This window comes from Methylobacterium sp. CCH5-D2, from assembly GCF_001556475.1.
In the GTDB taxonomy this organism is placed as follows: Bacteria; Pseudomonadota; Alphaproteobacteria; order Rhizobiales; family Beijerinckiaceae; genus Methylobacterium; species Methylobacterium hispanicum.
On record NZ_LSIX01000746.1, the window covers coordinates 1 to 10,705 of the forward strand.

Below are 10,705 nucleotides of genomic sequence, written 5' to 3' on the forward strand. Positions count from 1 at the left end.
GGCCGGAGACGCCCCGCCTCGTCCTGGTCGGGCGGCGCGGCTGGGAGGCGGAGAACATCGTCGATCTGCTCGACCGCTGCGAGGCGATCCGCCCGCACGTGGTCGAGGTCTCGGGCCTCTCGACCCACGGCCTCGCCGCCCTGATGCGCGGTGCCACGGCGCTCCTCATGCCCTCCTTCACCGAGGGCTACGGCATCCCCATCGTGGAGGCTGCGGCCTCCGGCCTGCCGGTCCTGGCCTCCGACATCCCGGTCCACCGCGAGATCGGTGCGGGCTTCTGCGACTTCCTCGACCCCCTCGACGGGCCGGGCTGGGGCCGGGCCGTCGCGGCCCTGGCGGAACCGGGTTCGACGGCGCGCGCGGCGCTCGCCGCCCGGCTCGAGGGCTACCGGGCGCCGGGCTGGCCGGAGCATTTCGCGGCGGTGTCGCCGCTGCTCGATTCCCTGTGAGCCGACACCCGACCCGCGCGCCTGTGGCCGCCCCGCGCTCGCCTTGGGCGCACGCAGCGGCTAGAAGAGGCCGTCTTCCCGGCCTGCCCCGGCCCCGGCCGCCGGCCGGCTGAACCTCCCGGACCCGAAGCGCGATGCTGCCGACCCGTGCCCTGCCGCTCCTCGCCGCCGTCGGCCTCGCGCTCACGGTCTCGGCCTGCGGCCGGCGCGGCGCGCTCGAAGCCCCGGCCGCGAGCGCGAGGTCCGGTGCGGGGCTCGGCACCGACGCGAGGGCGGCCGCCGGCGCCACGCCCGGCGCGACCGCGAGCCCGCGGCAGCTGCCGGACAGCATCGGGCTGGGCGGCGGCTCGGCCACGCCCGCTCCCGATGCGGTACGGGCCGGCGACGAACTCAGCCTGTCGGCCGTGCCGGCGGGCGGAAGCGAGGCGCCGATCGAGACGAGCCGCGGGGCCAAGCGCGGCTACCGGGTTCCGAAGGCCCCCTTCATCCTCGACCCTCTCCTGTAAAAGGCCCGGACGGGCGCACCGATGCATCACTTCCACTATCGCGACGGCCGCCTCCACGCCGAGGCGGTCGATCTGACGCCGCTCGCCGAGGCGGTCGGCACGCCGTTCTACTGCTACAGCAGCGCGACGCTGGAGCGGCACTACCGGGTCTTCGCCGAGGCCTTCGCGGGCGACGGGGCGCTGGTCTGCTTCGCCATGAAGGCGAATTCGAACCAGGCGGTGCTGCGCACCCTCGCCCGGCTCGGCGCGGGCATGGACATCGTCTCCGAGGGCGAATTGCGCCGGGCGCTGTCGGCCGGGGTGCCGGGCGAGCGCATCGTGTTCTCGGGCGTCGGCAAGACCCAGGACGAGATGGCGGCGGCCCTGAAGGCCGGCATCCTCTGCTTCAATGTGGAGAGCGAGCCGGAACTCGCCGCCCTCTCGGAGGTCGCCCAGAGCCTGGGGGCGCGCGCGCCGGTCTCGATCCGCGTCAACCCGGACGTCGATGCCGGCACCCACGCCAAGATCTCGACCGGCAAGTACGAGAACAAGTTCGGCATCCCGATCACGCGCGCGCCCGCGGTCTACGCCGAGGCCGCCGCGATGCCGGGGCTCGCCGTGCACGGCCTCGACATGCATATCGGCAGCCAGATCACGGACCTGGCGCCCTTCGCGAGCGCGGCCGCCCTCCTGTGCGGGCTCGCCCGCGAGCTGATCGCGGCGGGCCACCCGCTCCGGCACATCGATTTCGGCGGCGGCCTCGGCATCCCCTACCGGGACGACAACGCGCCCCCGCCGGACCCGGCGGCCCTCGCCGCGACGCTGCGCCCGCATTTCCGGCCGCTCGGGCTGCGGCCGGTCTTCGAGATCGGCCGGATGATCGCCGGCAACGCGGGCATCCTGGTCACGCGGGTGATCTACGTGAAGCACAGCGAGGGCCGGACCTTCATCATCGTGGACGGGGCGATGAACGACCTGATCCGCCCGACCCTCTACGAGGCCTACCACGCGCTGCGCCCTGTCGCGGAGCCGGCGCCGGACGGCCCGCGCATCGTCGCGGACGTGGTGGGTCCGGTCTGCGAGACCGGCGACTACCTCGCGCTCAACCGCGAGATGCCCGCGCTGAAGGCCGGCGACCTGATCGCCGTGATGACCGCGGGCGCCTACGGGGCGGTCCAGGCCGGCACCTACAACAGCCGCCGGCTCGTGCCGGAGGTGCTGGTGCGGGACGGCGAGGCGGCCGTCGTGCGCCCGCGCCAGACCTACGAGGAGCTGATCGGGCTCGACCGCGTGCCCGACTGGCTCGCCTGAGCGGTCGGGGTCTCGAAAGGTCCGGGGCCTCTCGCGGGTTCGGGGCGGAGCCTTGCGACGGGTTCCTGTCCGGCAACCGCCCGCACGTCGCGGACGAGCGCATCGATCCGGTCCGGGTCGGCGTCCCAGGCGAACATGAAGCGGGCGCCCCCGCCGATGAAGGTGTAGAAGCGCCAGCCGAGGCCGCGCAGGCGCTCCATGGCGTCCGGCGCCATCGCCAGGAACACGGCGTTGGCCTCGACGGGAAAGAGCAGGCGCAAGCCCGGCAGGTCCGCGACGGCGTCGGCGAAGCGGCGGGCGCAGGCGTTGCCGTGGCGGGCGTTGCGCAGCCACGCGCCCTCGTCCAGCATCCCGACCCAGGGAGCGGAGAGGAAGCGCATCTTCGAGGCGAGCTGGCCCGCCTGCTTGCAGCGGTACCCGAAATCCTCGGCGAGCGCCGGATCGAAGAACACCACCGCCTCGCCGGCATGCATGCCGTTCTTGGTGCCGCCGAAGCAGAGCACGTCGACGCCAGCGCGCCACGTCATCTCGGCGGGGCTGCACCCGAGGGACGCGCAGGCGTTGGCGAAGCGGGCGCCGTCCATGTGGAGCTTCAGGCCGAGTTCGCGGCAGGTCGCGGCGATCGCCCGCAGGTCGTCGAGGCCGTAGACCTGCCCCGTCTCGGTCGGCTGCGTCACGGTGACGACGCGGGGCTTGGGGAAGTGGATGTCGGTGCGCTTGGCCAGCGCCCGGATCGCGTCGGGGGTGAGCTTGCCGCCCTCGGTCCTGGCGGTCAAAAGCTTCGAGCCGTTGGAGAAGAATTCCGGCGCGCCGCACTCGTCGGTCTCCACATGGGCGGCGTCGGCGCAGATCACGCTGTGGTAGGATTGACACAGGGCGGCGAGCGCGAGCGCGTTGGCGGCCGTGCCGTTGAAGGCGAAGAATACCTCGCAGGGGATCTCGAACAGGTTCCGGAAGGCGTCCGCGGCGCGCGCCGTCCAGGGGTCCTCGCCGTAGGCGGGGGCGTGGCCCGCGTTGGCGGCCGCCATGGCGGCCCAGGCCTCCGGGCAGATGCCCGAGTAGTTGTCGCTGGCGAATTGCTGCGCGTCGCTGGTCATGCTGCCCGTCGTTCTGCCGTCGCCGTCACGGTATCCGGCGTTCCGTCCCGGCGGAACAGGTTGGAAGTCGTCCGGACTTGGTGTAGAGGCACCCGCAAGGTGCGGACTACGCCCCGAATCGCGATGATCGAGACCGCGTCCCGCCCGGGCGATCCCCGGGACAGGGGCGTTTTACGGTTTCCGTCCTGCGGCTCGGGCGCGGCCCGAACCAACCCGATCAGATTGCAAGTTCCAGAGGATCCAGTCCGTTGCAGGTACTCGTTCGCGACAACAACGTCGATCAGGCGCTCCGCGTCCTCAAGAAGAAGATGCAGCGCGAAGGCATCTTCCGCGAGATGAAGCAGCGCAAGGCCTACGAGAAGCCCTCCGTGCGCAAGGCGCGCGAGAAGGCGGAGGCCGTCCGCCGCGCCCGCAAGCAGGCCCGCAAGACCGCGATCCGCGAGGGCCTGATCGCCGCCCCGAAGCCGAAGCCCCGCTTCCCCGCCCGCGGCGGTCGTCCCGGCGGCTTCTCGGCGAGCCCGGCAGCGCAGACGCAGCAGCCCGCCGCCGCTCCGGCGGTCGCCTCGTAAGGCCGCGCGCCCGACCGGGCGCGCCCTCGCGAACGTGCAATCAGGCCCGGCCGCTCCTGCGGCGCGGGCCTTTTTGCTGTTTCCGCCCGCGCGGGCCGCAAGCTCCGGCGACCGGACGTCGCGGCGCGGAACCAAGTCATCGCGCCGATGCGGCCGGCCCGCGCCAGTCCTCGCGCGCCATAGCCGAGCTTTCGCTCCCTCCTCTTCACGCATCCGTGCTCGGATGCCCCGCGATGTGCAGTGCAACCATTCCGCGCCGCGGGGTGTTGGAGCGCCAATGCAACGCATACAGGAGATGAGGATGCGTAAGCTTGCTGCCATCTCGGCCGCGGCCCTGATCGGTCTCGGCACCCTTGCCAGCACCGGCGCCGAAGCGCGTGGGCGCGGCGGCGCGGTCGCCGCGGGCGTCATCGGCGGACTGGCCGCCGGCGCCCTGGTGGGTGCGGCGGCCTCGAACGCCTACGGCTACGGGGCGCCGGCCTATGGCTACGACTACGGCGGCGGCTACCCCGCCTACGGCTACGGCGGCTACACCGATGTGGGCTACGCGCCGACCTACTCGCGCCGCGTGGTGCGCAGCTACGATTACGGCTACGCCCCGGTCGGCTACGGCTACTCGGGCTATTCCTGGGGCGGCCCCGCCTACGGCTACGGCTGGTAAGGCCGGAGTCGCACGGACACGCGTCCCGGATCGTGAGCGGCCGGCCCTTTGGGGCCGGCCGCTTCGCGTCCGGGTCCTCGCGCGCCCGCACGGGGCCGGCGGCCCTCCGCGAAGCCGGTCCACCCCGGTGGCCCTCGGGCTCGTCCGCCCGGGCATAGACCTTGTTCGACGGGGAGCACCGGGCCCCGTCCCCCTATCGGATGAGGTCCGCCGGACGCTTGGCCGGTTAGGCTCGCCCAACCCTTCGCGACCCGGCTCGGCGACGCGCGGAGAGGTGTGGACGGAGCCCTCACCGATGCAGTCCCTTCGCCAAGACCGCGCGCGCCCACCATCTGCGGCCCGCCCCGCCTGAGGCCGGCCATGGCCTATCTCGCCCTCGTCACCGCCACCCTCGCCCTGGGCGCGGGTCTGGCCCGGGCCGCGATGCGACGTTCCGTCCGCCCGCAATGTCTGGAGACGGCCGCGGGCACGCTCCTGCTCACGGGCCTCGCGCTCCTCGGGGCGGCGCTTCCGCTCTTCCGCTGACCGGCGTCGGGGCAGGGCCGCGGCCCTCCCGCAGGGAGCCCGCGCCGGAACACCTGCGCCCACGGCGAGTTGGATGTCGCCTCGGTCTCGCCTATGACGGATCCATCCTACGCAAGGATTCGGATCATCCTCGCCTGCCCCTCGGCGGGGCGGCACCGAACCGCCCTGTCATCGCCCCGTTCCAGGCAGCACCCGAGAAGGTTTTCAAGCTTGAGCGACAGCCGGAACGAGGCGCGGATCAACCGGGAGCTCGCCCGGTTCGGCAACGGGCCGGATCCGTTCGCGGCAGCCGTGCGCACCACGCGCATGCCGATGCTGATCACCGATCCGCGCCAGCCCGACAACCCAATCATCTTCGTCAACCGCGCCTTCGAGAAGCTGACGGGCTACGCCCGGGACGAGATCCTGGGGCAGAATTGCCGCTTCCTGCAGGGACCGGAGACGGATCCGGCCTCCGTCTCCCGGATCCGCGACGCGGTCGAGCGGCGGGTTCCGATCGAGATCGAGCTGCTGAACCACCGCAAGGACGGCTCGGTCTTCTGGAACCGGCTCCTCGTCTCGCCGGTCTTCGACGACGACGGCGAGCTGACCTACTTCTTCGCCTCGCAGTTCGACGTGACCCTGGAGCGCGACCGGCTGGTCCGGCTCCAGCGCGACCGCGACGCCCTGGAGGCCGAGGTGGGCGAGCGGGTGCTCGACCTCAGCCGCAGCGAGGAGCGCCTGCGCTTCACCCTGAAGGCCGGCCGGCTCGGCGCCTGGACCCTCGATCTCGACGCCCATCGCCTGATGGCCTCGGAGGAGTGCCGCCGGATCTTCGGCGTGAGCCCGGGCGATGCCTTCGGCTACGATCGGCTCGTGGCGTCCGTGCACCCCGAGGACCGCGCGCGGATGCGGGCGGAGATGGAGCGCTGCATCGCCGAGCGCTCGGACTACGACATCGAGTACCGCATCGTCACGGCGCAGGGCGAGACGCGCTGGCTGCTGGTGCGCGGCCAGCCGACCTACCGGGCGGACGGCACGCCGCTCTACATGGCCGGCGTGATCTTCGACGTCACCGACCGCAAGCGGGCGGAGGAGCACCGCGACCTACTGGCGCGCGAGCTGAGCCACCGGGTCAAGAACACGCTGGCCACCGTGCAGTCGATCGCCCGGCAGACCTTGCGCAGCGCCGCCACGGTGGCCGAGGCCGGCACGGTGCTGGAGGCGCGCATCCAGTCGCTGGCCGCCGCCAACGACGTGCTGACCCGCGAGGGCGGCGACTGGGCGACGCTCACCGAGGTGGTGAACGCGGCGCTCAAGCCCTTCGGCGTCGAGCAGGCGCACCGCTTCAGGACCGGCGGCCCGAAGATCCAGCTCGCGCCGCGGGTGGCGCTCGCCTTCTCCCTCGCGCTTCACGAACTCTCGACCAATTCCGTGAAGTACGGCGCGCTCTCGGCCGATGGCGGCCGCGTCCTCGTCAGCTGGGACATCGTGCAGGGCACGCATCCGCCGCAGCTCTGGTTCCAGTGGCAGGAGGTCGACGGCCCCGACGTGTCGGAGCCGGCCCGGAAGGGCTTCGGCAGCCGGATGATCGAGTGGGCGCTCGCCAAGGAGATCAGCGGCACGGCCGAGATCGAGTACCGGCCGCGCGGCCTCGTCTTCGTGGCCGAAGCGCCCCTGCCGGCGATCGTGCTGGCCTAGGGCACCGTCCTGGAGGCGCCGGAGCCCGGGCGTCACCGGTCCGGCGTGAGGCCCGGGCGGGCGCAAAGAAGCCCGCCACGGAGGAGGACCGGGCGGGCTTGAGTGATGGTCGAACCTGCCGACGCGGTCGGACAGGCGCCGGGCCCCGAACGAAGGGCTTGGGCGGACGCGCTGCTACAGACGAAATGTGGCGGCATCTCTACCGATGCCGCACACGCCGCCCCGGATCACCGCGACCGGCCCTTCGGAGGAACCATACCGATCCGGTGATCCGTAGGGCGTCCGCCCTCCGGACTTGATCAGGGCAGTCTACGGGTGATCGAGAGAAAGTCGAGGTCCGCAGGTCTGGAAATCTCGCTCTCATGGTTCTTGATCCGCAGCGCGAAAGGATTAGCGCCGCGGACGGTCGTCATCTGATCTTGATCGATGTAAATCAACGGCAGCGGTATCGTTCAATACAGAGGCTGTCATTCTCCCGCCCGCCATCGGCCGGCCTCAGTCGGCGTGGCTGGTGGGGGCCTGCCAGGTCACGCCGGGGTGCTCGCGTACGTCGCCGGCCTCCGTGCCCGTGTCGGCGTCGCTCACCCAGGCGCCCGGCTCCGCGATCTCCGCGACCACGTCGTCCGGGAAGGCCGCTTCGAGGAACAGGCGCGCCTCCCCCTCGGCGGCGGCGCGGACCGTGACCAGGGGGCGCTCGCCCTCGGCTCCGGTGAGCCGCGCGATGAAGAGCTTCGTCATGGGAACTCCGCAGCTTTCGATGGTCCGGTCGGCAGCAGGTGAAGGCCCTCGCGCGCGAGCGGTTCGGGCACGCCGCGCCGCACCAGGCGCGCCGTCCTGGCCTGCCGCGCCTGCCAGGCCTGCAGCTCCGCGCCGGCCTGCAGGAACGGATGCGCCCAGAACTCGAGCCAGGCCATCTGCGCCCCGAGGGTGAACAGGACGATTTCGTCGGACAGCGCGAGGCCGGCCTCCTGGACGCGCAGCGCCTGGGCGCTCAGCAAGTCCAGGGACCCGTCCGGTAAGCCGCCATCGTTCCGCATTCGTCCTCCTCGCATGTCCGGCTCATCAACGGGGCAGAGCCGCGCCGGTTCAGGTCGGGCCGGGTCGGACTGCACCGCCGCCCCCGGCGGGGACGGCCCGCGGACCGCCTCGGCGCCGCGGGCGCGGCCGTTCAGCCGTCACTCAGGTGCGGCCGGGCAAGGTGCGGGGGCGTCCTCGGAGAGCGGGGGACGCGGTTCCCGAGCGCCCCGATGCAAGCCTTCCTCTCCAACCCCGCGCGCCCGTCCCGACCCGAACCCGAGCCGTCGCCCTGGTCGGGCCTTGAGCCGGAGGATCTGGAGGATGCCGCGCGCCGCCTGTGCGCGGCGCGACCGGGCAGCGGCGCCGCCGAGCGCCTGATGGAGCGCGCCGCCTACCTGCGGGCGAGCCGCTTCTCCCACCGGTCAGGCGTCGGCGTCGCACATGCGCTGCTCTTCTCCTGAGCGGGACGGCCGGGGGGTACATTCGCTCCCGTTTCTTCATACATCGTGTGGGAGAGGGCGGCGCGGCGGCGGCGACCCGGTGAGGAAGCGATGAGACGTCTGGAGGAACTCAAGGGGGACCCGGCCTTCCGTCAGGCGGTCCTCGCGGTGAAGGGCGCGGCCAGCACCCTGAGCGGACGCGCGATGACGCAGGAGGAGGCCGAGCTTCTCGTCAGCTTCGCCCTCGCCACCTTCGCGAATGCCGGCGGCCTGTCCGAGCCGAGCCTCAGCCGCATTGCGCGCTTCGCCGGCAAGATCTCGCCGCTCGAGAGTGTCGAGGGGCTGATGAAGCACTGAGGCCGCGATCCGGCGCGTCGCGCGGGCGAGGGCGCGGACCCCTCCGGCAAAAGAATGCCCGCCGCGGCGGGTGCCGGGCGGGCCGAGTTCCTTCTCTAGGCCTCACCACCATAGCCCGTCGGGCGGGGCAGGCGAGTGCGCAGAAGGGGTAGTCCATTTTGCTGACCCGACGATTCTTCGGCGACACCTGCGGTTGTGCGTGCTACGCCAGCGGAATGCCCGCCCCGCAGACAGGACATGCCCCTTCCTCCGCCGTCTGGGCGCCCCGGGGAGGGTTCGGGTACGCCCCATCGCCGGCGGCGTCCGGAGGCCGGGGAGCGCGGCGTCAGCGATGACGCACGGTCCCCTGGGAGCCGGCACCCGCTCGCCGGCCTTCGATCCGCGTGATCCCGGTCGTCTGGCGGCCCTTCACGCCTACGCGATCCTCGACACGCCGCCCGAGACGGCCTTCGACGACATCGCGCAGATGGCGGCGCAGGCCTGCGACGCGCCGATGGCGCACATCAACTTCATCGATGCCGATCGGCAATGGATCAAGGCCGCCGTCGGACACGCGGCGCGCGCAATGCCGCTGCATTTCGGCTTCTGCACGCAGGCGTTGGGCGAGGACGACGTTCTCGTTCTCGAAGACCTCGCGGCGGAGCCGGACCGGGCGGCCAACCCCCTGGTCCTCGGCGAGCCGCACCTGCGCTTCTACGCCGGCGTCCCGCTGACGACGCCGGAGGGCTACGCCATCGGCACGCTCTGCGTCCTCGACCGCGAGCCGCGCGCGCTCACGCAGGCGCAGCTCTTCATCCTGAAGGCGCTCGCCCGCACCGTGATGGCGCAGCTGGAGGCCCGGCGCAGCGCCGCCGCCCTCCGGCGCCGCGAGGAGCACTATCGCTCGCTCTTCGAGTCGATCGACGCGGGCTTCTGCCTGATCGAGATGCGCCTCGACGCGGATGGCAGCGCCCTCGATTTCCGATTCCTCGAACTCAACCGCGCCTTCGTCGTCCAGACCGGGCTCACGGACGCCGCCGGGCGCTGGATGCGCGAACTCGCTCCGGAGCACGAGCAGCGCTGGTTCGACATCTACGGCCGCGTCGCCCGCACGGGCGAACCGGTCCGCTTCGAGAGCGCGGCGAGCGCGACGGGCCGCTGGTACGACGTCTACGCCTACCGGGTGGACGACCCGGCGTTGAACCGCGTCGCCGTCCTGTTCAACGACATCACCGAGCGCCGCCGCATCGAGACGACCCTGCGGGCGAGCGAGGCCGAGCTGCGGCTCGTCGCCGACGCCATGCCGGTCCTCATCGCCTTCATCGACCGGGACCTCGTCTACCGCTTCGCGAACGCGGCCTACCGCCTCTGGCTCGGGCAGGGGCCCGAGGCCGTCGTGGGCCGCTCCGTCGCCGAGGTGCTGGGCTCCGCGGAATTCGAGGCGCGCCGCGCGGCGCTCGAGCGCGCGCTCGCGGGCGAGGAGACACGCATCGAGCGCGCGTGGCGCTGGCCGGACGGGCGCGTGCGCATCGCCGACATCCGCTACATGCCGCGCCGCGCCGCGGAGCACGGCGAGGCCGCGACGGACGGGTTCTACGTCTTCGTGCACGACGTCACCGATGCCCGGCATGCCGAGACCCGGCTCCAGTCCCGCACCGAGCAGCTCGAGGCGCAGATCGAGGCGCAGGGGCGCGAGCGCGACCGGATCTGGACGCTGTCGCCGGTTCTGAAGGTGGTGGCCGGCCGCGACGGCCGGATCCGCAGCGTCAACCCGGCCTGGAGCCGCGCCACCGGCTGGAGCGAGGCGGAGGTCGCCGACCGCACGATCCTCGATTTCGTGGGGGTGGAGGACCGGCCGGCCGCCGAGACCGCCCTCCAGCGGCTGGCCGAGGGCCGGATGATCGAGGATATCGAGCTGACGAGCCTCGTCGCCGACGGCGGCCGTCGCCGGGTGCTCTGGACGATCGTGCCGGACGACGGCGTGCTCTACGGCTTCGGTCGCGACCTCACCGAGCTCCGTCAGGCGGAGGAGGCGTTGCGCCAGTCGCAGAAGATGGAGGCGGTTGGGCAGCTGACGGGTGGGGTGGCGCACGACTTCAACAACCTGCTGACCATCATCCGCTCCTCGGTCGAGT

The 10,705-nt window shown here is 72.4% G+C and carries 13 protein-coding genes; 10 read left to right on the forward strand and 3 right to left on the reverse strand.

Features of this window, described 5'->3' with window-relative positions:
- The 3 genes from AX737_RS19670 to lysA all read left to right on the forward strand — a co-directional run.
- Window positions 1-449: glycosyltransferase (locus AX737_RS19670; RefSeq protein WP_156453845.1), on the forward strand; the 449-nt coding region annotated here is incomplete at its 5' end.
- Window positions 450-583: 134 nt separating this feature from the next.
- Window positions 584-955, forward strand: coding sequence for a lipoprotein (locus AX737_RS19675; RefSeq protein ID WP_066924332.1), 372 nt, complete (start codon window positions 584-586; stop codon window positions 953-955).
- A gap of 21 nt (window positions 956-976) precedes the next feature.
- Entirely contained in the window at window positions 977-2,245 is a 1,269-nt protein-coding gene (gene lysA, locus AX737_RS19680; RefSeq protein WP_066924334.1) for a diaminopimelate decarboxylase, read from the forward strand.
- Here lysA and AX737_RS19685 read toward each other — a convergent pair.
- Complete coding sequence (locus AX737_RS19685) at window positions 2,197-3,342, reverse strand: low specificity L-threonine aldolase (RefSeq protein ID WP_082773159.1); 1,146 nt, start codon at window positions 3,340-3,342, stop codon at window positions 2,197-2,199. The two genes, lysA and AX737_RS19685, sit on opposite strands and share 49 nt — an antisense overlap.
- Before the next feature lie 248 nt (window positions 3,343-3,590).
- Between AX737_RS19685 and rpsU the strand changes: the two genes are divergently transcribed.
- The 4 genes from rpsU to AX737_RS19700 all read left to right on the forward strand — a co-directional run bounded on the left by rpsU (window position 3,591) and on the right by AX737_RS19700 (window position 6,777).
- Window positions 3,591-3,911: a 30S ribosomal protein S21 gene (gene rpsU / locus AX737_RS19690; protein WP_066924336.1), complete on the forward strand. Its 321-nt coding sequence runs from the start codon at window positions 3,591-3,593 to the stop codon at window positions 3,909-3,911.
- Window positions 3,912-4,212: 301 nt separating this feature from the next.
- Window positions 4,213-4,572 carry a hypothetical protein gene (locus tag AX737_RS19695; RefSeq protein WP_066924338.1) on the forward strand — a complete coding sequence of 120 codons (360 nt, stop codon included), beginning with the start codon at window positions 4,213-4,215 and terminating at the stop codon, window positions 4,570-4,572.
- 360 nt (window positions 4,573-4,932) lie between these two features.
- Window positions 4,933-5,097: a hypothetical protein gene (locus tag AX737_RS34640; RefSeq protein WP_197430642.1), complete on the forward strand. Its 165-nt coding sequence runs from the start codon at window positions 4,933-4,935 to the stop codon at window positions 5,095-5,097.
- Between the two features lie 210 nt (window positions 5,098-5,307).
- A complete protein-coding gene (locus tag AX737_RS19700) occupies window positions 5,308-6,777 on the forward strand; it encodes a PAS domain S-box protein (protein ID WP_066924340.1) in 1,470 nt (489 codons plus the stop codon).
- Between the two features lie 495 nt (window positions 6,778-7,272).
- Here AX737_RS19700 and AX737_RS19705 read toward each other — a convergent pair whose 3' ends face one another.
- Both AX737_RS19705 and AX737_RS19710 read right to left on the reverse strand, forming a co-directional pair.
- On the reverse strand, window positions 7,273-7,515 hold the full coding sequence (locus AX737_RS19705; protein WP_066924342.1) for a hypothetical protein: 243 nt from the start codon (window positions 7,513-7,515) through the stop codon (window positions 7,273-7,275).
- Entirely contained in the window at window positions 7,512-7,775 is a 264-nt protein-coding gene (locus AX737_RS19710) for a hypothetical protein (RefSeq protein WP_238232053.1), read from the reverse strand. Before AX737_RS19710 ends, AX737_RS19705 begins: the two co-directional genes overlap by 4 nt.
- Window positions 7,776-8,024: 249 nt before the next feature.
- Between AX737_RS19710 and AX737_RS19715 the strand changes: the two genes are divergently transcribed.
- The 3 genes from AX737_RS19715 to AX737_RS19725 all read left to right on the forward strand — a co-directional run.
- The gene (locus AX737_RS19715) at window positions 8,025-8,255 is read left to right on the forward strand and encodes a hypothetical protein (RefSeq protein ID WP_066924346.1); all 231 of its coding nucleotides are present in this window, start codon (window positions 8,025-8,027) and stop codon (window positions 8,253-8,255) included.
- A gap of 90 nt (window positions 8,256-8,345) precedes the next feature.
- On the forward strand, window positions 8,346-8,591 hold the full coding sequence (locus tag AX737_RS19720; protein WP_066924348.1) for a hypothetical protein: 246 nt from the start codon (window positions 8,346-8,348) through the stop codon (window positions 8,589-8,591).
- 331 nt (window positions 8,592-8,922) lie between these two features.
- Window positions 8,923-10,705, forward strand: a 1,783-nt coding sequence (locus AX737_RS19725; protein WP_156453846.1) for a PAS domain-containing protein, incomplete at its 3' end; no start/stop codon positions are given.

Excerpts from the sequence above, each read along its gene's own strand:
- AX737_RS19675 (WP_066924332.1), top strand. The coding sequence starts at position 584 with ATGCTGCCGACCCGTGCCCTGCCGCTCCTCGCCGCCGTCGGCCTCGCG.
- lysA (WP_066924334.1), top strand. The coding sequence starts at position 977 with ATGCATCACTTCCACTATCGCGACGGCCGCCTCCACGCCGAGGCGGTC.
- AX737_RS19685 (WP_082773159.1), bottom strand. The coding sequence starts at position 3,342 with ATGACCAGCGACGCGCAGCAATTCGCCAGCGACAACTACTCGGGCATC.
- AX737_RS19695 (WP_066924338.1), top strand. The coding sequence starts at position 4,213 with ATGCGTAAGCTTGCTGCCATCTCGGCCGCGGCCCTGATCGGTCTCGGC.
- AX737_RS34640 (WP_197430642.1), top strand. The coding sequence starts at position 4,933 with ATGGCCTATCTCGCCCTCGTCACCGCCACCCTCGCCCTGGGCGCGGGT.
- AX737_RS19705 (WP_066924342.1), bottom strand. The coding sequence starts at position 7,515 with ATGACGAAGCTCTTCATCGCGCGGCTCACCGGAGCCGAGGGCGAGCGC.
- AX737_RS19715 (WP_066924346.1), top strand. The coding sequence starts at position 8,025 with ATGCAAGCCTTCCTCTCCAACCCCGCGCGCCCGTCCCGACCCGAACCC.
- AX737_RS19720 (WP_066924348.1), top strand. The coding sequence starts at position 8,346 with ATGAGACGTCTGGAGGAACTCAAGGGGGACCCGGCCTTCCGTCAGGCG.